The sequence below is a fragment of the Arthrobacter sp. P1_D12 genome, assembly GCF_056406175.1.
In genome coordinates this window covers 254,963-275,618 of the sequence record NZ_JBFUAR010000005.1, presented here as the reverse complement: position 1 = coordinate 275,618, position 20,656 = coordinate 254,963, and the positions used below count along the sequence as shown (strand labels likewise).

Annotated in this window: 14 protein-coding genes and 1 pseudogene; 5 read left to right on the top strand and 10 right to left on the bottom strand. The window is 66.4% G+C overall.

Annotation, left to right across the window (positions count from 1 at the left end; all coding sequences use genetic code 11):
• Positions 1-166 precede the first annotated feature (166 nt).
• From AC1DZV_RS05780 to glmS, 8 genes are all read right to left on the bottom strand, one after another.
• The gene (locus AC1DZV_RS05780; protein WP_018773719.1) at positions 167-1,252 is read right to left on the bottom strand and encodes an inositol-3-phosphate synthase; all 1,086 of its coding nucleotides are present in this window, start codon (positions 1,250-1,252) and stop codon (positions 167-169) included.
• Between the two features lie 175 nt (positions 1,253-1,427).
• Positions 1,428-2,468 (bottom strand): L-glyceraldehyde 3-phosphate reductase, encoded by a 1,041-nt coding sequence (mgrA, locus tag AC1DZV_RS05775; RefSeq protein ID WP_476953204.1) that lies wholly within the window; start codon positions 2,466-2,468, stop codon positions 1,428-1,430.
• 15 nt (positions 2,469-2,483) lie between these two features.
• A complete protein-coding gene (gene treZ, locus AC1DZV_RS05770) occupies positions 2,484-4,289 on the bottom strand; it encodes a malto-oligosyltrehalose trehalohydrolase (RefSeq protein ID WP_476953203.1) in 1,806 nt (601 codons plus the stop codon).
• A 51-nt stretch (positions 4,290-4,340) separates the two neighbouring features.
• The gene (treY, locus tag AC1DZV_RS05765; protein ID WP_476953202.1) at positions 4,341-6,665 is read right to left on the bottom strand and encodes a malto-oligosyltrehalose synthase; all 2,325 of its coding nucleotides are present in this window, start codon (positions 6,663-6,665) and stop codon (positions 4,341-4,343) included.
• Positions 6,662-9,019, bottom strand: coding sequence for a glycogen debranching protein GlgX (gene glgX / locus AC1DZV_RS05760; protein WP_476950073.1), 2,358 nt, complete (start codon positions 9,017-9,019; stop codon positions 6,662-6,664). The genes treY and glgX overlap by 4 nt, the downstream gene beginning before the upstream one ends.
• 91 nt (positions 9,020-9,110) lie before the next feature.
• On the bottom strand, positions 9,111-10,649 hold the full coding sequence (locus tag AC1DZV_RS05755) for an NAD(P)H-hydrate epimerase (RefSeq protein WP_476953201.1): 1,539 nt from the start codon (positions 10,647-10,649) through the stop codon (positions 9,111-9,113).
• A gap of 68 nt (positions 10,650-10,717) precedes the next feature.
• On the bottom strand, positions 10,718-11,065 hold the full coding sequence (locus AC1DZV_RS05750; RefSeq protein ID WP_018773713.1) for a holo-ACP synthase: 348 nt from the start codon (positions 11,063-11,065) through the stop codon (positions 10,718-10,720).
• A gap of 4 nt (positions 11,066-11,069) precedes the next feature.
• Positions 11,070-12,962, bottom strand: a complete 1,893-nt coding sequence (gene glmS / locus AC1DZV_RS05745; RefSeq protein ID WP_476950075.1) for a glutamine--fructose-6-phosphate transaminase (isomerizing) — start codon at positions 12,960-12,962, stop codon at positions 11,070-11,072.
• A gap of 145 nt (positions 12,963-13,107) precedes the next feature.
• On the opposite strand from glmS, the gene coaA reads away from it, so the two are divergent.
• From coaA to AC1DZV_RS05720, 5 genes and pseudogenes are all read left to right on the top strand, one after another.
• A complete protein-coding gene (gene coaA, locus AC1DZV_RS05740; protein ID WP_476950076.1) occupies positions 13,108-14,073 on the top strand; it encodes a type I pantothenate kinase in 966 nt (321 codons plus the stop codon).
• A gap of 5 nt (positions 14,074-14,078) precedes the next feature.
• Positions 14,079-14,987 carry a M15 family metallopeptidase gene (locus AC1DZV_RS05735; RefSeq protein WP_476953200.1) on the top strand — a complete coding sequence of 303 codons (909 nt, stop codon included), beginning with the start codon at positions 14,079-14,081 and terminating at the stop codon, positions 14,985-14,987.
• Positions 14,988-15,052: 65 nt separating this feature from the next.
• A complete protein-coding gene (locus AC1DZV_RS05730) occupies positions 15,053-16,981 on the top strand; it encodes a hypothetical protein (protein WP_476953199.1) in 1,929 nt (642 codons plus the stop codon).
• A 59-nt stretch (positions 16,982-17,040) separates the two neighbouring features.
• Positions 17,041-17,328 (top strand): annotated as a pseudogene (locus tag AC1DZV_RS05725) (IS1380 family transposase); the annotation flags it as partial.
• A gap of 501 nt (positions 17,329-17,829) precedes the next feature.
• Positions 17,830-18,492 carry a methyltransferase family protein gene (locus tag AC1DZV_RS05720; RefSeq protein ID WP_476953198.1) on the top strand — a complete coding sequence of 221 codons (663 nt, stop codon included), beginning with the start codon at positions 17,830-17,832 and terminating at the stop codon, positions 18,490-18,492.
• A 154-nt stretch (positions 18,493-18,646) separates the two neighbouring features.
• Here AC1DZV_RS05720 and glmM read toward each other — a convergent pair whose 3' ends face one another.
• Both glmM and rpsI read right to left on the bottom strand, forming a co-directional pair.
• Positions 18,647-20,008 (bottom strand): phosphoglucosamine mutase, encoded by a 1,362-nt coding sequence (gene glmM, locus AC1DZV_RS05715; protein WP_476953197.1) that lies wholly within the window; start codon positions 20,006-20,008, stop codon positions 18,647-18,649.
• A gap of 113 nt (positions 20,009-20,121) precedes the next feature.
• Positions 20,122-20,631 carry a 30S ribosomal protein S9 gene (gene rpsI, locus AC1DZV_RS05710; RefSeq protein ID WP_018773707.1) on the bottom strand — a complete coding sequence of 170 codons (510 nt, stop codon included), beginning with the start codon at positions 20,629-20,631 and terminating at the stop codon, positions 20,122-20,124.
• Positions 20,632-20,656: the final 25 nt, after the last annotated feature.

The following is a 20,656-nucleotide window of genomic DNA, read 5'->3' as shown; positions in this document are numbered from 1 at the left end:
CGATGTCTGCAAGACGTGAGGGAGGATCGGGTCGGTATCGACCAAAAGTGAGGGAGCATCCCCGGACCCAATCCGAAAACGACGACGCTCCCCCACCATTGGTGAGGGAGCGTCGGGTTGGAACAGGCCAAACGTGAGGGAGCGTCCGGGAGGGTGGGGAAGGCGGTTAGCGCTCCAGGTCGCCGCGGATGAAGGCCTCGACCTTTTCACGGGCGAGGTCGTCGTTGAACTGCTCCGGCGGGGACTTCATGAAGTAGCTCGACGCCGAGACCAGTGGGCCACCGATGCCGCGGTCCAGGCCGATCTTGGCGGCACGGATGGCGTCGATGATCACGCCGGCGGAGTTGGGCGAGTCCCAGACTTCGAGCTTGTATTCCAGGGACACCGGGGCGTCGCCGAAGTTACGGCCCTCGAGGCGGACGAAGGCCCACTTGCGGTCATCGAGCCACTGGACGTAGTCGGACGGGCCGATGTGGACGTCCTTGGCGGCGAGCTCGGCCTCGACGTTGGAGGTGACGGCCTGGGTCTTGGAGATCTTCTTGGACTCCAGGCGGTCGCGCTCGAGCATGTTCTTGAAGTCCATGTTGCCGCCGACGTTCAGCTGGTACGTGCGGTCCAGGGTGACGCCGCGGTCCTCGAACAGCTTGGCCATGACGCGGTGCGTGATGGTGGCACCGATCTGGCTCTTGATGTCATCGCCCACGATCGGCACGCCCGCGGCGGTGAACTTGTCCGCCCACTCCTTGGTGCCGGCCAGGAAGACCGGCAGGGCGTTGACGAACGCCACGCCCGCATCGATCGCGCACTGGGCGTAGAACTCGGCGGCCTGCTGGGAGCCGACCGGCAGGTAGCAGACCATGACGTCAACCTGGGCGTCCTTGAGGGCCTGGACGACGTCGACCGGCTCCTCCGGGGACTGCTCGATGGTCTCGAGGTAGTACTTGCCCAGGCCGTCCAGGGTGTGGCCGCGCTGGACCGTGACGCCGGTCGGCGGGACATCGGCAATCTTGATGGTGTTGTTTTCGCTGGCCAGGATGGCGTCGGACAGGTCCTGCCCCACCTTCTTGCCGTCGACGTCGAACGCAGCAACGAACTGGACGTCGCCGACGTGGTACTGGCCGAACTCCACGTGCATCAGGCCCGGGATCGTGGCCTTGGGGTCGGCATCTTTGTAGTACTGGACGCCCTGGACCAGCGAAGCGGCGCAGTTACCTACGCCGACGATTGCAACACGAATCGGATGTGAAGACACGGAACTCCTTTTGAGAAACAAGGGTGACCGGCGCGGCCGCACTCTGATGTACAGCATCAGTTGTGCGGGCGGCAGGCGGACACGACGCCGTAAGGCGCCCTTAGTAGTCTAGTCAACGCCGCCGGGGCCGCGGTTGTTCCCCGGCGGCCCCGGCGCTTGTGTTAACTGCGGGTGCCTACGACTTCTGGGCCCACAGGTTGATGTTTGATTCGACGGCGAATTCATCGATCGCGTCGATCTCGTCGGCCGTGAAATCCAGGTTGTTGATCGCAGACAAGGTGTCCTCAAGCTGCCGGACGCTGGACGCGCCCACCAGTGCGGACGTGACCGATGAGCCCTTGCCCTGCTCGCGCAGGATCCAGGCGATGGCCAGCTGCGCGAGCGTCTGCCCGCGGCCTTCGGCGATCCGGTTGAGCCCGCGCACCCGGTCCAGCTTCTCCTCGGTGATCATGGATTCGCCCAGGGACTTGTGCTGGGCGGCCCGGGAGTCGGCCGGAATGCCCTTCAGGTAGCGGTCGGTGAGCATACCCTGGGCCAGCGGCGAGAACGCAATGGACCCGGCGCCCACCTGCTCCAGCGCCTCGAAGAGGTTGGGGCTGCCGTTCTCGGTCCAGCGGTTGAGCATGGAGTAGCTGGGCTGGTGGATCAGCAGCGGGGTGCCCAGTTCCTTGAGGATCCGTGCGGCCTCGAGGGTCTGTTCCGGGGTGTAGGACGAAATGCCTGCGTAGAGCGCCTTGCCGGAGCGCACGGCCTGGTCCAGGGCGCCCATGGTTTCTTCCATCGGCGTTTCGGGGTCCGGGCGGTGGCTGTAGAAGATGTCCACATAGTCCAGGCCCATCCGGCCCAGCGACTGGTCCAGGCTGGCCAGCAGGTACTTGCGGGAGCCAAAGTTGCCGTACGGGCCCGGCCACATGTCGTAGCCGGCCTTGCTGGAGATGATCAGCTCGTCGCGGTACGGCTTGAAGTCGTCCTTGAAGTGGCGGCCGAAGTTGGTCTCGGCGCTGCCGTAGGGCGGGCCGTAGTTGTTGGCGAGGTCGAAGTGGGTGACGCCCAGGTCGAAGGCGCGGCGCAGGATGGCGCGCTGGATTTCGAACGGCTTGTCGTCGCCGAAGTTGTGCCACAGGCCCAGTGAGATGGCCGGGAGTTTCAGGCCGCTGCGCCCCACGCGGCGGTAGGGCATGGAGTCGTAGCGGGTATCAGCTGCCAAATATGTCATACGTCATATCCTGCCTTAGTGGGTGAGTACCGCGGCGCTGTGGCCGGGTAGATGCAGTGGTGTGGCCGGCGCCGCGCCGCCAGCAGCGGGTTCCGCGCCGGAAGCCGGGTCCAGCCGGACGCCGTCGTCGGTTGCCAGGGCCAGGGCCGCCCCGCGGACCGGGACCCGCCGCGCCTCGGCGGAAAAGTTCATCGCCACCTCGGTGCGGCCGCGGCGCAGCAGCAGCCAGCCCTCGTCCTCGCTGACGTCGACGGCGGTGTCCTCGAAGCCGGGTTCAGTCAGGTCCGGCGTGGTGCGGCGCAGCGCGATGAGTGCCCGGTACAGCTCCAGGAGGCGGGCGTGGTCCCCTCCCGAGGCCTCGGCCCAGTCCAGTTTGGACCGGGTGAAAGTCTCTGGATCCTGCGGGTCGGGGACGACGGCGGGGTCCCAGCCCATGCGCTCGAACTCCCTGATCCGGCCCTCGGCCGTCGCCTTGCCCAGCTCCGGTTCCGGGTGGGAGGTGAAGAACTGCCACGGGGTGGTGGCCCCGTATTCCTCGCCCATGAACAGCATGGGCGTGAACGGCGAGGTCAGGGTGGCGACGGCGGCGAGCGCGAGCGGCCCGTAGCCCAGGGTCTGGGACAGCCTGTCCCCGGTGGCACGGTTGCCGATCTGGTCGTGGTTCTGGCTGCACACCACCAGCGCGGCCGGGTGGACCTGTGCCGGGTCGATGGGCCGGCCGTGGTGGCGGGCGCGGAAGCTGGAGTAGCTGCCGTCGTGGAAGAACCCACGCTCCAGGACCTTGGCCAGCGCCCCGAGCGAGTCGAAGTCGGCGTAGTAGCCGGTGGTTTCGCCGCTGACGTTGACGTGGACGGCGTGGTGGAAGTCATCGCTCCACTGCCCGGCCAGCCCGTACCCGTTGGTGTCCCGCGGGTAGAGCAGGCGCGGGTTGTTCAGGTCCGATTCCGCGATCATCGTGGCCGGGCGTCCGGTCTCGGCGGCGATTTCGTCGGCGAGGGCGCCGAAGTCCTCCAGCAGGTGCACGGCGCGCTCGTCCTTGAAGGCGTGCACGGCGTCCAGGCGCAGGCCGTCCACGTGGTAATCGCGCAGCCACATCGCGGCGTTGTCCAGGATGTAGCGGCGCACCTCGTCCGACTCCGGGCCGTCCAGGTTAACCGAGTCGCCCCAAGTGTTGCCCTCCCCCGATTTCAGGTAGGGCCCGAAGCGGGGAAGATAGTTGCCGCTGGGGCCGAGGTGGTTGTAGACGACGTCCTGGATGACGCCCAGGCCGGCGGCGTGGGCGGCGTCCACGAAGCGCTGGTACGCGTCGGGCCCGCCGTAGCCTTCGTGCACGGTGTACCAAAGGACACCGTCGTAGCCCCAGTTGTGGGTGCCGTTGAACCCGTTGACCGGCAGCAGCTCGACGAAGTCGATGCCCAGCTCCGCCAGGTACGCCAGCTTCCCTGCCGCGGCGTCCAGTGTTCCCTCCGGCGTGAAGGTGCCCACATGGAGTTCGTAGATGACGGCGCCCTTGAGCTCCCGCCCCGCCCACTGGCCGTCAGCCCACTGGTGGCGTCCGGCGTCGAACGTGCGGGAGAGCGCGTGCACGCCTGCGGGCTGGCGGCGGGACCGCGGGTCCGGCAGCGGGGTGGGATCCCCGTCCACCAGGTAGCCGTAGTCCACGTCCCCGTCGGCGGGCGCCCCGGCGGCGCTCCACCAGCCGGGCGCCTCCGCGCCGCGGCGGGTCATGTCGTACTTCCGGCCGTCAGCGAGGAGCGTGACGGCCTGCGCTTCCGGTGCCCAGAGATCGAAGCGGTCGCTTCCGTGTGCAGGCAAGGTCATGGCATTCTTCCGTTCCCCATGTCGGTACTATTCCCCATATCGAAGGTCTGCTTAGGCGGTGGGCACCAGGAGGGCCACGGGGTAGTCCCGCAGGATCTCCCCCACCGCCACGGTGCCCGGACCGTGTGTGGCACCGGTCAGTTCATCGGCCATGGCCGCGGCGAGCTCGACGGTCGTGTCCTGCCAGCCGCCGCGCTGCTCCAGGCCGCGGGGCAGCCGGGTGGCGAGCGTCAGCGCGCCCGGGGCTGCGGGAGTCCCGCGGTCAAAGGCGAGCAGGTGCGCTGCGGCGGCGCCCGTGGCGGTGACCGGGGTGTACCCGGTGAACAGCTCCGGCCTGTCCCGGCGCAGCCGCAGGGCCCGCGAGGTGACGAGGAGTTTCGCTGCCTCGTCCAGGAACGACGCCGGACGCTCACCGGCGTCGAGCGCGGCGAGGGCGCGCCGGCGGGCACCGAAGTCGAACGGCCGCCGGTTGTCCGGATCGGTCAGCGAGCGGTCCCAGAATTCGGTGCCCTGGTATACGTCCGGCACCCCGGGCATGGTGAGCTGCACGAGCTTGGCGCCCAGGGAATTGGCGGCCCCGTAGGGCTCCAGCAGGGCCACGAGGGATTCCAGTTCGGCGGTCACCTCCGGGGTGTCGAAGGCGGCGTCCACGGCGGCTGCAAGCTTCGCCTCGAAGGCCTCGTCCGGATCGATCCAGTTGGTCGAGTTTCCGGCCTCCCGGGCGGCTTTTTGCGCGTAGGACTGCAGCCGGTCGCGGTCTGCTGGCCAGGCGCCTGCGACGGCCTGCCACAGCAGGTTGGCCAGCGGGCCGTCCGGCAGCGGCGCCAGCTTCTGCAGCCGTTGCAGGGATGCCTGCCATTCCGGTGCGAGCTCGGCCAGGACCGAGATCCGGGCCCGGGTGTCCTCGCTGCGCTTCGTGTCGTGGGTGCTGAGGGTGGTCATGGACAACGGCAGCTCGGCCTGGCGCCGGGCCATCCGGGTGTGGAATTCCTCCGGTGCCACGGCGAACTCGGTGGGGTCGGCGCCGACTTCGGTCAGGGTGCCCAGCCGCGTGTAGCGGAAGAACGCGGTGTCTTCCACGCCCTTGGCCATGACCATCCCGGAGGTCTGCTGGAAGCGCATGCCGAGTTCGGCCTGCGCGTCGAGCAGCAGCGGCAGCAGCACGCCGACGGCGCCTTCCAGTTCGGGGCGGCGGCGGACCGCGAGTTCGCCTGCCTCCTTCAGGACGTCAGCACCCTCCGGAAGGTAGCTGCGGTAGACCGGGAACGCGGCGATGATCTCGGACAGTGCGTCCGCCGCGGCTTCCTGGCCCAGTCCTGCCGCGGCAGGGACCAGCCGAGTTAGCCGGAGCATTTCCGAGTGCAGGATTCCGTCCGTGATCCGGCGTTTGGTGCCGCGGATCATGTCCTCGTAGTCGGCAGCGCCGCCGCGCAGTTCGGCGTCGAGCGCGTCAAGCGGGCCCTGGCCCGCGGCGTCGACGAACACCCGGTCCACGTCAGCGAGGGCGTCGTAGCCGGTGGTGCCCTCGCACTCGAAGCCGGCGGGCAGGGCCTCGCCCGGTTCCAGGATCTTCTCGATCAGCAGGTAGCTGCCGCCCGTGGCCTCCCGCAGCCGGTGCAGGTATCCCTCCGGATCGGCGAGGCCGTCCGGGTGGTCGATCCGCAGTCCGTCGACGAGTCCTTCCCGGAACCAGCGCACAACCTCCGCGTGGGCTTCATCGAAGACCTCGGGGATCTCCACCCGGATCCCGGCCAGGCTGTTGACGGCAAAGAACCGGCGGTAGTTCAGGTCCGTGTCGGCCCGGCGCCAGCCGATCAGTTCGTAGTGCTGACGGTCGTGGACCTCGCGGGGATCGTCGGCAGTGGAGTCACCTGCGGTATACGTGCCCTCTGCAAGCGGAAACCGGTGGTCGTAGTACCGCAGTTCCCCGTCCTTGATTTCCAGCGCGTCGACGTCGGAGTCGTCCCCCAGCACCGGGATCCGTACCCGGCCGCCGCCGAAGTCCCAGTCGACGTCGAACGCCTGCGCGTAGCGGGACTGCTGCCCCTCCTTCAGGAGCGACCACCACCATGGGTTCTGGGCCGGGGTCGCGACGCCGACGTGGTTGGGCACGATGTCGACCAGCACGCCCATGCCGGCCTCCCGCGCGGCGGCCGACGCCGCCAGCAGGCCGTCCGCGCCGCCCCGGTCCGGATCAATGGCGGAGGGATCGGTGACGTCGTAGCCGTGGTCCGAGCCGCGCTCCGCCGTGAGGATCGGCGAGAGGTAGATCCAGTCCACGCCCAGCGACTTCAGGTACGGCACGGCCTGCGCGGCGTCCTGCAGCGTAAACCCGGGCCGGATCTGCAGCCGGTACGTCGAGACGGGGGTTCTCATTTAGCTCGGCCCTTCGGCGTCTTCGGCTTGTCGGCCCCCGTCTTTTTTGAGGCGGAGGCTTTCGCGGAGCCCTTGGAGGCGCCGGAGGCCGGGGCCGGGTCCGCCGGAGCCGGGTCCGCCGGAGCTTCCGGTGCCGGGACCGCCGGAGCTTCCGGTGCCGGGGCCGCAGAACCGGCACCCGTAGAGTCCTCGTGCTCGGCCATCGCGGCGAGGGAGGCTGCCGCGGAGTAGTCCACTTCCACCTCGGGGCCGGAGTGAGCCCGGAGCACCACCATCGACTTTGCCGCCAGCTTCAGCACGGACCCGGCTTTCAGCGGCGCCTCAGTGTCCGCCTGGTCCGCGGTGTCCACCAGCACGTCCCAGAACCGTGAGTACTCCTCGGCCGGCAGGGCGAAGTCCACGTCGTCGTCGTGGGCGTTGAAGCCGAGCAGGAAACTGTCGTCGGTGATCCGGCGTCCGCGGGAGTCCTGTTCCTGGATGCCGTGGCCGTTGTAGAACACACCGATGGTCCGGCCGAAGCCGCTGCCCCAGTCCTCCGGGAGCATTCCGGTGCCGTCGGTCTTCAGCCAGACGATGTCCGGCAGTTTCTCGCCCTCACCGCGGACCACCGGGCGGCCGTCGAAGAAGCGGCTGCGCCGGAACGTCGGGTGGTCGTGCCGGATCTTGTTGACGACGGCGGTGAACTCCACCAGCGGCTGGTCCATCGCGTCCCAGTGGATCCAGCTCAGCTCGGAGTCCTGGCAGTAGGTGTTGTTGTTGCCCTGCTGGGTGCGGCCGAGCTCGTCGCCGTGCAGGAGCATCGGGACGCCCTGGGAGAGCAGCAGGGTGGCGATGAAGTTGCGCTGCTGGCGGGCGCGGAGGGTCAGGACCTGGTCGTTGTCCGTGTCCCCTTCCTCGCCGCAGTTCCAGGAGCGGTTGTGGGATTCGCCGTCGTTGTTGCCTTCGCCGTTGGCGTCGTTGTGCTTCTCGTTGTAGGACACGAGGTCGCGCATGGTAAAGCCGTCGTGCGCCGTGACGAAGTTGATCGAGGCCACCGGGCGCCGGGCGGAGCTTTCGTAGAGGTCCGCGGAACCGGTCAGGCGGGAGGCGAATTCGCCCAGGGTCGAGGGCTCGCCGCGCCAGAAGTCGCGGACCGTGTCGCGGTATTTGCCGTTCCACTCGGTCCACTGGGGCGGGAAGTTGCCCACCTGGTAGCCGCCCGGGCCGATGTCCCACGGCTCGGCGATCAGCTTGACCTGGGAGACGATCGGGTCCTGCTGGATGAGTTCGAAGAAGGTGGACAGCTTGTCCACGTCGTAGAACTCGCGGGCCAAGGTGGAGGCGAGGTCGAAGCGGAAGCCGTCGACGTGCATTTCCGTCACCCAGTAGCGCAGGGAGTCCATCAGCAGCTGAAGGGAGTGCGGGTGCCGGACATTGAGGGAGTTACCGGTGCCGGTGTAGTCCATGTAGTGCTTCAGGTCATCGTCCACCAGCCGGTAGTAGGCCTGGTTGTCGATGCCCTTGAAGGACAGCGTGGGGCCGAGGTGGTTGCCTTCAGCCGTGTGGTTGTACACCACGTCCAGGATCACTTCGATGCCGGCCTTGTGCAGCTCGCGGACCATGGCCTTGAATTCCTGCACCTGGTGCCCGACGTCGCCGGAGGAACTGTAGGTGTTTTGCGGCGCGAAGAAGCCGATCGTGTTGTAGCCCCAGTAGTTGTTGAGGCCCTTCTCCTCGAGCGTGCCGTCGTTGACGAACTGGTGGACGGGCATGAGCTCGATCGCGGTGACGCCGAGCTTCTTCAGGTGCTCAATCACGGCCGGGTGCGACACGCCGGCATAGGTGCCGCGCTGCTCCTCGGGAATTTCCGGGTGGAGCTCGGTCAGGCCCTTGACGTGCGCCTCGTAAATGACCGACTGGTGGTAGGGGATCCGCAACTGGCGGTCGCCGTCCCACTCGAAGAACGGGTTGATGACGACGCCGTGCATGGTGTGCGGGGCAGAGTCGCTGTCATTGCGCGAGTCGGGGTCGCCGAATTCGTAGGTGAAGAGCGCCGGATCCCAGTCGATCTGGCCCTGGACGGCCTTGGCGTAGGGGTCCATCAGCAGCTTGTTCGGGTTGAAGCGGTTGCCGTGTTCGGGTTCGTACGGGCCGTGGACCCGGTAGCCGTACTTCTGTCCGGGCTGGACCTGCGGCAGGTAGCAGTGCCACACGTAGCCGTCCACTTCGGTCAGTTCGATCCGGGTTTCTGTGAGGTCGTCAGCGAGGAGGCACAGTTCCACCCGCTCGGCGCGCTCGCTGAACAGGGCAAAGTTGGTGCCAGTGCCGTCAAAAGTGGCTCCCAGCGGGTAAGCCGATCCGGGCCAGACTTCCATATGTACTCCTCGTGCGGAACGAATATTCTCTAGACAGACTACTTGTAAGTAGGGTTAGTATTTGCCCGGGCGCTCGCGGCGCCCCCGTTTGTTACAGCTCCCGCATCACCTCCGGAACGGCACGCGCGATGGCCGTTGCTGTCACCGGCCCCCCGCGGGAAGCCCGGACTCCGGCAAGTCCGTGGATGCTGGCTGCCATCGCCGCGATTGCCGCCCATCTGGCGTCGGGGTCGATGTCATGTGCACCGAAGCGCCCGACGTCGGCGCCCAACTGGGCCAGCAGTGCGCCGATGATTCCGGCCAGGACGTCGCCGCTGCCTGCCGTGGCGAGCCAGGGCGTGCCTTCGGACTGGCTGTAGAAGTCCTGGAAAGGGGAGGCCACAAGGGTCGTGGCGCCCTTGAGCAGCACGGTGGCTTCGGTCAGGCCCGCCGCTCGCCGCACTGCGCTGAGGGTGGACGCTTCCACGGCGGAGCGGTCCAGCGCAGCCCCGAGGCGCTGAAGCAATGCCGACAGTTCGCCGGCGTGGGGTGTCAGGATCACTTGCGGGGCCAGCACATCAGGCAGGGCGGGCAACGCGCCGGCGTCGGCGATCGTCGGCAGGCCCGAGTCTGCGGCGTCGCGGGCGCGCTGCAGCTGCTCCTCGTCGGCGTCATCCAGTCCGGAGCCAACGAGCCAGGCCTGAACGTGCGTGTCGGCCACTGCGCCGGCGCTGCACACCACTTCGGGGCAGGAACGGCGGACCAGGTCGGCGACGTTCGACGGCCCCAGGTAACGCACCATTCCGGCGCCGGCTGCCMGGGCGCCCTGGCAGGCCAGCACCGCGGCGCCGGGATAAGCGCCGGAGCCCGCGACCACCCCCAGCACCCCCCGGGAGTACTTGTGCGCCCGCCGCTGCGGGCGTGGCAGGAGGGCGGACAGGTCTGCGGCCTCAAGCCGTCGCAAGGACGGCCATGGCAGCGCCTGCTCGATTCCGATCGGTACCACCCGGATGGCGCCCGCGAAGTCCGCGCCCGGATCCGCCAGCAGGCCGGCCTTGGCGGCCCCAAAGGTCACCGTCATGTCGGCCACCAGCACCGGCGCGTGCGCCTCCCCCGTGTCCGCGTCTACCCCGCTGGGGACATCGCAGGCCACCAACAAAGGGGAACGGGAGCCTGGCCGGGAACGCTCCAGGGCCGCGACCAGTTCGGCGGCCGGTCCGCGCAGCCCGCCCTGGGCTCCGGTCCCGAGGACTGCGTCGATCACGACGTCGGTGCTGCCGGCCAGCGCGGCGAGTTCGGCGGCGTTGTCCCCGGTGAGGGCCACGGCACGCCCGCCGGCCTTCCGGAACGCCGCCAGCCCGGCGTCGTGGGCCGCGCCCGCGGTGAGCACCGCCGTCGTGCGCATGCCGCGGCGGGCCAGCAGCGCGGCGGCGAAGAGCCCGTCTCCGCCGTTGTTGCCCTTGCCCGCCAGCACGGTCACGCTGGAGCCGTATAGCCGCTGCCCGCGGCTCCGCAGTTCGCGGATCACGGCGTTGGCGAGGCCGTACGCGGCCCGCTGCATAAGAACAGCGCCCGCACCTGAGCCCAGTGTGTCGTCGAGAAATGGCTTTTCGGCCTCACGCACTTGGGTTCCGGTGTAGGCGCTGATCATGGTTTCAGTCCATTCGCGGTCGCTGGGTAATGCTTGGCGCTGGGGCCGGTTCTGCCTGGACGGCCGTCTCAGCCTTCGGCGACAACCGTCGCCGTGGCGATCCCGCCGTCGTGGCTCATGGACAAGTGCCAGCGCTTGACGCCCTTGGACTCCGCCACGGCCAGTACGGTGCCTTTGACCTGGACGGTGGGGCCGTTCTGGTCCAGCCCAATCCAGCAGTCCTGCCAGTTCATGCCAGCCGGCGCCCCCAGCACCTTGGCCACGGCCTCCTTCGCGGCAAACCTCGCGGCGAGCGACCGCGTGTTCAGTTCCCGCTCGGCGGGGACGAACAGCCTGTCGCGCAGCCCGGGGGTGCGCTCGAGCTGGCGCCCGAACCGCTCAATGTCTACGACGTCAACGCCTATGCCAACAATCATGGCGTTATTCTACGGTCACGCTCTTGGCCAGGTTGCGTGGCTGGTCCACGTCGTAACCCTTGGCCGAGGCGAGTGCGAGGGCGAAGATCTGCAGCGGAACCGTTGCGAGCAGCGGCGCCAGGAGCGTGGGGGTCTCCGGGATGTAGAAGACGTGCTCGGCGTAGGCCTTCACCGCTTCATCCCCCTCTTCCGCGATCACGATCGTCCGGGCGCCGCGGGCGCGGACTTCCTGGATGTTGGAGACCACCTTGGAGTGCAGCGAGTCGCGGCCGCGCGGGGACGGGACCACCACGAAGACGGGCTGGCCTTCCTCGATCAGGGCGATCGGGCCGTGCTTGAGCTCGCCGGCGGCAAACCCCTCGGCGTGGATGTACGCGAGCTCCTTGAGCTTCAGCGCGCCCTCCATCGCCACCGGGAAGCCGACGTGGCGACCCAGGAACAGCACGGACTTGGCCTCGGCCATGGAGACGCCGAGTTCCTTGATCTGGGCCTCGTTGTCGAGGATGTGCTGGATCTTGGTGGGAATCTTGCCCAGGTCGGCCAGGATGTCCTTGATTTCGCCCTGGAACTTATTGCCGCGCAGCTGTGCCAAATAAAGGCCCAGCAGGTAGGCGGCCGTGATCTGAGCCAGGAACGCCTTGGTCGAGGCCACCGCAATCTCCGGTCCGGCGTGCGTGTAGAGCACGGCGTCCGATTCTCGCGGGATGGTGGAGCCGTTGGTGTTGCAGATGGAGACCGTCTTGGCGCCCTGTTCCTTGGCGTAGCGGACCGCCATGAGGGTGTCCATGGTCTCGCCGGACTGGGAGATGGAGACAATCAGCGTGTTCTCGTCCACGATCGGATCCCGGTAGCGGAATTCGTGCGAGAGTTCGACTTCGGTGGGTATCCGGCACCAGTGCTCAATGGCGTATTTGGCAACCTGCCCGGCGTAGGCGGAGGTGCCACACGCGAGGACGATGATCTTGTTGACGTTCTTGAGCAGCTGCGGATCAACGCGGAGCTCATCAAGAGTCAGCTTGCCGTGGATGTCGGAGCGGCCCAGCAGAGTCTGGAGCACGGCGTCCGGCTGGTCGTGGATTTCCTTTTCCATGAAGGACGGGAAGCCGCCCTTCTCCGCGGAGGCAGGGTCCCAGTTGACATGGTATTCCTTGCCCTCGGCGGGGGCGCCGTAAAAGTCCGTGATTTCCACCGAGTCGGCGGTGATGGTGACGATCTGGTCCTGGCCAAGTTCGACAGCGCGCCGCGTGTAGTCGATGAAGCCGGAGACGTCGGAGCCGAGGAAGTTCTCGCCCTCGCCGAGGCCGACGACGAGCGGGGAGTTCCGGCGGGCCGCGACCACTACGTCAGGCTGGTCGGCGTGAACGGCGAGGAGCGTGAAAGCTCCTTCGAGCCGCTGGCAGGCAAGCTGCATGGCCAGGGTGAGGCCACCGTTGCTTGCGTCACCGCCGAGCTGGTTCCGGTAGATGTCCCCGAGCAGGGCGGCCGCCACTTCAGTGTCGGTCTCGGACTCGAAGGTGACTCCCTTGCCCACGAGTTCCAGCTTCAGCTCGGCGAAGTTCTCGATGATGCCGTTGTGGATCAGGGCCAGCTTACCGCCGTCGGACAGGTGCGGGTGCGCGTTCTGGTCCGTCGGGCCGCCGTGCGTGGCCCAGCGCGTATGGCCGATTCCCGTGAGGGATGCCGGCAGCGGACGGGTGTCCAGCTCCGCAATGAGGTTGCTGAGTTTGCCCGACTTCTTCCGGGAAGAAATGGTGCCGTCGGCAACCACCGCAATACCCGCGGAGTCGTAGCCCCGGTACTCCAGGCGCCGCAATCCCTCAAGGACAACGTCCAAGGCATTGTGTCCAGCATTTACCCGGCCATCTGAGTGGCCCACATATCCAACGATTCCACACATGGTCATAAGCCTAGCGGGTTTCCGGGAGGGAGGACGTGTGGCGGCGGGGCGTGAAGGCCCCTGCGCGGGGCAGTGAAGTGCCTGCCCCGGCTCCCACCGGCCAGTCCATTTCGCTCTCGGCGTTGTGAAGGGCAGAATCTCTAGGGTGACTTTGCAACGCAATGAAGCGAACGGGGAAGGTGTCTCCCCGTTCGTGGAGCTGGACCGGCAGACCTGGTCCCGGCTCGCTGCCCAGATGGAGCAGCCCCTCAATGAAGAGGACGTGTTCCGCCTTCGCGGCCTCGGGGACCCCCTCGACATCAAGGAAGTGCGCGAGGTCTACCTGCCGCTGTCCCGACTCCTGCACCTCTATGTCGAAGCGGCGGGCCAGCTTCACGCGGCCACCACCACCTTCCTCGGTGAAAGGACCCAGCGCACGCCGTTCGTGATCGGCGTGGCCGGGTCGGTGGCCGTAGGCAAGTCCACCATCGCCCGCGTCCTGCGCGAAATGCTCCGGCGCTGGCCCGGCACCCCCAACGTGGAGCTCATCACCACGGACGGATTCCTCTACCCGCTCGCCGAGCTCAAGCGCCGGCAGCTGCTCGAGCGCAAGGGTTTTCCGGAATCCTACGACCGCCGCGCCCTGCTGCGCTTCGTAAGCGAGATCAAGGGCGGCGCCGAGGAGGTCCGGGCCCCCTGGTATTCCCACGTCACCTATGACATCGTCCCCGGCAAGGAAGTGGTGGTGCGCCGCCCGGATGTGCTGATAGTCGAGGGACTGAACGTCCTGGCTCCGGCCCGGCCGCGGCAGGACGGCAGGCAGGGCCTGGCCCTGAGCGACTTCTTCGATTTCTCCATCTACGTGGACGCGAAGACCTCTTATATCGAGGAGTGGTACGTGGACCGGTTCCGCAAACTTCGCACCACGGCCTTCGCCCAACCGGAATCGTACTTCCACCGTTACGCAACACTCTCCGATGCCGAGGCCGAACAGACCGCCCGTGAGATCTGGAAGCGCATCAACGAGCCCAACCTCGAGGAAAACGTCCTCCCGACCCGGGGCCGCGCGCAGCTGGTCCTGACCAAGGACGCGGACCACTCCATCCGCCGGATGCTACTGAGGAAGGTCTAGCACAGATGTGCTACGACGACGCGGACGGGACAGCGGGACGGCAAGAGGCCGGCCCGGAATCGCCGAGCCGCCGGGCCTTCAACCGCCTCCTGCTGGCGGGCACCGGCCTGGCGGCCCTGTCCGCCTGCACCCCGGCCCAGTCCTATACGCCGTCCGGCACGCCAGGGTCGACTCCCGGCCTGACACCGGGCATGGACGGTGGGACGCCGACAAGCAGCCCATCGGCGACGCCGACGCCGACGCCCGCGACGTCGTCGACTGTCCCGCCTTCGGCGTCGGCACGCCCGCCATCGGCCGCGGCGCCAGGACCGCAACATTCCCTCTCGGATCCCAGCAGCCCGTGGGTGATCGTCAACAAGCACCGGCCGCTCTCCCCCGCCACCTTTGTGCCGCCGGATCTGGTCCGGCCGGCCGTGCGGCTGGCCACCTCGGGCGAGGCGGCACTGCTGAACAGTACGACGGCGGCCGCTGCGGAGAAGATGTTCGCGGCGGCGGCTGCGGAGGGCGTCATCATGACCCTGGCCAGCGGCTACCGTTCGTTCGCCACGCAGACGGCAACCTACGGGAGTTACGTCAATTCCCGGGGACGGGCCGAGGCCGACACCGCTTCCGCCCGGCCCGGCTACTCCGAACATCAGACGGGCTGGGCGTTCGACATTGGCGATGGCAGCGGCGCAGACGCCTTTACCCCACAGTTCAAGGACCGGCCGGCGGCGATCTGGGCCAAGGCGAACGCCCACCGCTTCGGCTTCGTGGTCCGCTACCCGTGGATGCTGCACCAAATCACCGGCTACTTCTACGAGCCATGGCATCTGCGCTTCATCGGCGCCAAGGCGGCCACGGACATGTCCGCCCGCGGGATCGGCACGCTGGAACAGTACTTCGGCCTGGAGGCCGCCCCCGCCTACCGGTAAGAACGGGCCCAAGGCGCCCCTTGGACCTTCCAGCTCAGGCCGTGTAGTCCGTGTACATTGTCCGCATGGGGGACAGCCGAGGGACCAGGGATCAGGACGAAATCGACGGCATCGTGGAGCGGATCGCTGTCATGGCCAGGGAGGACCCGCGCACGCCCACCGGCGGGGCGGAGAAGCAGGCGGACAGCCTGCAGGCGGCGCTGGACTTTCTGCCACAGCTTAGGCTCCGAACACTCCGGGCCTTGGAGCATTTCGTCAGCAGCCCGGAGGGCCTGGCAGCTGCTGTCGTTCTGAACCGCGGACGGCCGGTTGGCATTGGCGTTGCCAACTTCGTGGTCAGGTTCTGTTCCCCGCCGTCGTTCTATGGTCCTAGAAGAACTTCCGCTTCCATTGATGCTGACCTGTTGAATCTGGTGAGTTTCAACAGGATGAGGGATGCTCACGGCGACACGATGCTCGACAAGTGCCTGGCGGACGTAAAGAGAATCTTCGGCCTCCAACCAGAGGACGCCTTGGCAGACCAAGGCTTTGCGAAGTACGGAGTCCATGGCGCTTCCCGCGTACTCGATATCGCGGTGTCGGTGGCAACGCTGCAACTGAGCAAAACCGCGGCGCATATATCACCACAATTGGGTTATGCCGGGATGGACGCCTTTGCGGATGCCAAGGACGATTGCCACTGCATGAGCGCCGCATTCGCCCGCTGGATCTTAAAGAAAGACCCCTCCCCTGCCAAGGTCGCTGCCCTGGCCGCCAACGGTCGGTTGGCCAAGTATGGGATATCACCGGCCGACCTGGACCCGGAGAAGCTTCGGGCGGAACTCACCAAGCTGGATGTTGACGCGTTGGCCGGATCCCTGCCGGACATTGACGCTGAAAATTCTCAAGCGGGAGACGCCGGCAGTGGACCCTCGGACAGCCACCCGGGGCGCCGGTCCGATCTATCAGACCTCGACGACGGCGCGATGGGAAGTTTCGTCGTCAAAATCCCGCTGACTGCACGCAATCCCGCTACAATCGGTGACGCCTACGAGAAACACATTACGCGTCGCGAATCCGACCTCATCGTCCGACGGCTGAGGGCCGTGAGCTGGGTTGCCTGTCCACTCGCCGTAGTCGCCATTTCCTTCTGGATGGCGGGGCCGGCCGTGGCGGAACTACTGGGAGGACCCGCAGTCAGCGCGTGGAAAGGACTGGCTGTATTTGTCCTTGCCGAGGCGCTGGGCGGATGCCTGATCGCCATGGGCATCTCCTCCTGGCTGGATCTTCGGGTCAGCGGGTTTTTTCTTGTGGCCCGCGAGCTCAGCCGTTACACGGTCCTGCAGGGCCGGCGCGACGAGGAATTTCTCCAAGCCTTGCGTGTTCTTCGTCCCGGCCTGTTTGACACCTCGGCGACGGCGGGTCTGCCACGGCGGTTCACTGTCTGTTTCGACAAGGAAGGAGCAATGCTGGTCGGAGGCCGCACACAGCCGTTCGTCGTCGCCTCATTTCACTGGCTGCATGTGCGCCAGATTCTGGCCGAACCGCCGGTCCGCGGGCGCCCATTCAAGCGAGGCAGCGGTCAGCGCGTGGTTCTCTTGATCCGGCATGGCGGGACGCACGTGAGGCTGGCATTCCCGCTCGAACGCGCCAAGGTTGCCTGGACCACACGAACATTCCTGGAATCCGACCCGGTAAAAGCTGCGCTGGCACTCCTCCAGGGGATGCGCGATCTCAGCTCGATTGAAGGCCCGGGTATCTCCCGGCAAGGGATGCGAAAGATGACCCCTGAGATTGAGGAACGCATGCACTTGTTGTTGCGTCAGGATGCAGTGCTGGAAGGCACGGACTATGAAAACGCGGCGTTGGAATACGAAGCCCGGCAGCGGCCCGCGCTTGCACCCGCAGCTTCGGCCTTCCTCCGCAACCGCCGGCTCCAGATCAACCGCGGGGTGGTCGTCGTGGCGCTCCTCTGCGCGGCCGGCCCGTGGTTCCTCATGATGGTTCTGCGGTAAGACTCCGAAAATAGTGGTTTTCGAGACCGTTATTTGTCGAGCAAAGGAGCGCCCTTTTGATCCAAAAGTCTACCCGTGCTTGTCCGTCCGTTCCGGTCACTTTCAGCGGCCAGTCGCTGATCTCCAATGCGGGGTCACGGTCCTCACGAGCTTCATGGATGCCCTGGGTTTCGGCAGGCTGTGCGGGGACAGGCTTGGACAGCTTGTTCCCTCCGGCGCGGCATCGCTCCGGCAGACTACTCGGATCCCCGGCCGCGGTGCTCGCTGCCGGAGGCGAACATGCCTAGGAGCTGTACATCCTGCGTTCCTCTTCCGGGGTCTTCGGTCAGCTGCCCGCGAACGGTTCGCCCCCTTCGTCGCCCCCGGTGACGACGGTGCCGGCAACGGTTCTGGGAAAATCCTCGACGCGGTCTGCGGCCCGGCAGCGCTGGGGGACACCCTTATGATCGAACGTTGAACCGCTGTCAGCGGCACGCCGATCTCAACCTGCCGTATCTCGGTTAGCAAGGTCTTGGTGCGGGTCCCGTTACTGCGGTTCAGCCCGGCGTGCCGACCCTGGATCTACCCCGCGTTCAGATGCTCCAGTTCCTCGTTCCGCAATGTCTAAACGGCATTCTGATCTGCTTCTCTGCGCAGCGGCGCGCTCAAGGGTGAGACAGACGACTCGGATACAGCACTCATGTGCACTACAACGTCTGACTGCGCTCGGCCCTAAGGCGCGTCTCGCCCTGATAATGCCCGGAGGCCTACTAGGCTCATTGCACCGCCACCTCAACCGGGGAAGCCGCCGAATAACCACCGCGGATTTCACGGGACGGGTCTGCAACTCTCTGGAAGGCAATTTTTCGATGAAACTACGTGCGCTGTTGAGGTCAATTGACGTTGAGCGGGTAATTCTGGTCCCAGTCATGGCGCTTTTGTTGTTGTGTGCGATTATCGCGCTATTTTCGGGTGGAAATAACTCATCGTCTTCTGTTCTCGTCGCTGCACTGTACCTGAGCTACCAGGTACTCATGACCATCTTCTATGTCATGGTGGTCATCTTCCTTCTCACGAGGAACCCTGCAAGTGCCCGGAGCGGACGGATTGCGCCCACGGTCGCTGCCTACTTGGGGACCTTCCTGCCTTTCCTCTTTGCGTTTGCTGGCGGTTCGGAAGTTTCCGAGGGATTTGCTTTGTTTGCGGTGGGGCTCATGACTCTGGGAATGTCGTTCACTGTCTACTCACTGATCACGCTGGGTAAAAGTTTCGGCGTGGAACCCCAAGTGAGAACGCTCGTGCAGCACGGTCCTTACCGGCTCATCCGTAACCCACTTTACGTCGGAGAGATGGTGACTCTGACCGGCGCAGTATGCTTCGAACCCACGTTGCTGAAGACGGCAATTCTCTTGACGCTGGGCGCAATCCAGGCATACCGCGCAGCCCAGGAGGAGCAGCTACTGGAGGCGAACTTGCCCCAATATGCAGCTTACAAGCTGCGAACTAAGAGATTTGTGCCCGGCGTGTTCTGACCATGTCGCTGCAAGAGGCAAGTGGCGGCATCCACACTTAGCATGATCCTGTCGCCCCATCCCCACCCCGCTCACGGAGCTCTCCTTGTGGCTACCTTCCCGGGGAAGCCCCATGTCAGCAACTCCCGCCTCGCACTAGTGTCGCGAGCGCGTATCAGTCAACCATGAGCTGCAGGGCCAACTCGGTCCGGACCACCTGGGCCAGCCGCTCCGCGACATCCTGCGCGGTCTCGTGGTCTGCGGCCTCCACCATCACCCGCACCACCGGTTCGGTGCCGGAGGGACGCAAGAGGACGCGGCCGGTGTCGCCGAGTTCGGCTTCGGCAACGGACACCGCCTGCGCCACCACCGAATCGCCCTTGACCCGGGCACGGTCCACGCCCTTGACGTTAATGAGGACCTGGGGCAGCTTGGTCATCACCGTGGAAAGCTCCTTGAGCGGACGCCCGGTGAGGGCCACCTGGGCTGCAATCTGCAGGCCAGTCAGCACGCCGTCGCCGGTGGTGGCGTGGTCGGCAAAAATTACGTGCCCGGACTGCTCGCCGCCGAGGCTGAAGCCGCCGTTGCGCATTTCCTCGAGGACGTAGCGATCCCCCACACCGGTCTCACGCAGGCTGATCCCGGCGTCGCGCAGGGCGAGCTTCAGGCCGAGGTTGCTCATGACGGTGGCCACAAGGACATCGTCCCTGAGCTTTCCGGAGGCCTTGAGAGCGACGGCCAAGATGGCCATGATCTGGTCACCATCGACCTCGTTGCCTTCGTGGTCCACGGCAAGGCAACGGTCGGCATCGCCGTCGTGGGCAATACCGAGGTCCGCCCCGTGCTCCAGGACGGCTCGCTTGAGCGGGCCAAGGTGGGTGGAGCCGACGCCTTCGTTGATGTTGAGTCCGTCCGGTTCGGCGCCAATGACGACCACGTTGGCGCCGGCGTCCTTGAACACCTGCGGGGAACAGCCGCTGGCTGCGCCGTGGGCGCAGTCGAGCACCACCTTCAGCCCGTCCAGGCGGTGCGGAAGCGTGCCAAGCAGGTGCACGATGTAGCGGTCCTCGGCGTCGGAGAAGCGCTGTATCCGACCCACCTCAGCGCCGACGGGCCGGAAGGGCTCCTTGCCGAGCTGCGCTTCAATGGCGTCCTCGACGTCGTCGGGCAGCTTCTGGCCGCCACGGGCGAAGAACTTAATGCCGTTGTCCGGCGCGGGGTTGTGGGAGGCGGAGATCATGACGCCGAAGTCTGCATCGAGGTCCGCCACGAGGTAGGCCGCAGCCGGGGTGGGGAGCACGCCGGCGTCGTAGACGTCGATTCCCGAGCTTGAGAGGCCGGCCTCCACGGCGGCCGCGATGAACTCGCCACTTGCCCGGGGGTCGCGTGCAACCACGGCGATCGGCCGCTTCCCGGTCGTATTGCGGTCATGGCCAAGTACGACGGCGGCAGCCTGAGCCAGCTGCAACGCGAGCTCGGCGGTCAGCAGCCCGTTCGCCAAGCCCCGGACTCCATCGGTTCCAAATAATCTAGACATCGACCCAAGCTTAGTCGATGGCCCGGGCAAGTCCCGCTTTAACGGCGAAAGCCCGCCCCGCCGAGTGGCGGAACGGGCTTTCGGGCAAACGCCAGAAGCGCTTGGAAGCGGGATTAGCGCTTGGAGTACTGCTGAGCCTTGCGGGCCTTCTTGAGACCGGCCTTCTTGCGCTCAATCACGCGAGCGTCGCGGCGCAGGTAACCGGCCTTCTTCAGGGTGGCGCGGTTGTTCTCGGTGTCGATCTCGTTCAGTGAACGGGCGATGCCGAGGCGCAGGGCACCGGCCTGGCCGGAAATACCGCCACCGTGGATGCGGGCGATGACGTCGTAGGCGCCGTCAAGATCGAGGATCTTGAAGGGCTCGTTGACGTCCTGCTGGTGCAGCTTGTTCGGGAAGTAGTTCGCCAGCTCGCGGCCGTTGATGGTCCACTTGCCGGAGCCCGGCACAACGCGAACGCGTGCAACGGCTTCCTTACGACGGCCAACTGCAGCGCCGGCAACGGTCAGAGCCGGGCGTTCCTTCTTCGGCGCAGCTGCTTCCGCAGCACCGCTCTCCGAGGTGTAGCTGGTCAGGTTTTCCTCAGCCTCAACGGCTTCGGTGGTCAGTTCTTCGTTCTGAGCCACGATTCTCCTTGATAAAAAGTTGGTT

Coding starts and splice junctions, on each gene's coding strand:
- treZ (WP_476953203.1), bottom strand. CDS start 4,289: ATGACCTTGCCTGCACACGGAAGCGACCGCTTCGATCTCTGGGCACCG.
- mgrA (WP_476953204.1), bottom strand. CDS start 2,468: ATGACATATTTGGCAGCTGATACCCGCTACGACTCCATGCCCTACCGC.
- AC1DZV_RS05730 (WP_476953199.1), top strand. CDS start 15,053: ATGGGGGACAGCCGAGGGACCAGGGATCAGGACGAAATCGACGGCATC.
- treY (WP_476953202.1), bottom strand. CDS start 6,665: ATGAGAACCCCCGTCTCGACGTACCGGCTGCAGATCCGGCCCGGGTTT.
- AC1DZV_RS05720 (WP_476953198.1), top strand. CDS start 17,830: ATGAAACTACGTGCGCTGTTGAGGTCAATTGACGTTGAGCGGGTAATT.
- glgX (WP_476950073.1), bottom strand. CDS start 9,019: ATGGAAGTCTGGCCCGGATCGGCTTACCCGCTGGGAGCCACTTTTGAC.
- glmS (WP_476950075.1), bottom strand. CDS start 12,962: ATGTGTGGAATCGTTGGATATGTGGGCCACTCAGATGGCCGGGTAAAT.
- AC1DZV_RS05750 (WP_018773713.1), bottom strand. CDS start 11,065: ATGATTGTTGGCATAGGCGTTGACGTCGTAGACATTGAGCGGTTCGGG.
- glmM (WP_476953197.1), bottom strand. CDS start 20,008: ATGTCTAGATTATTTGGAACCGATGGAGTCCGGGGCTTGGCGAACGGG.
- AC1DZV_RS05735 (WP_476953200.1), top strand. CDS start 14,079: ATGTGCTACGACGACGCGGACGGGACAGCGGGACGGCAAGAGGCCGGC.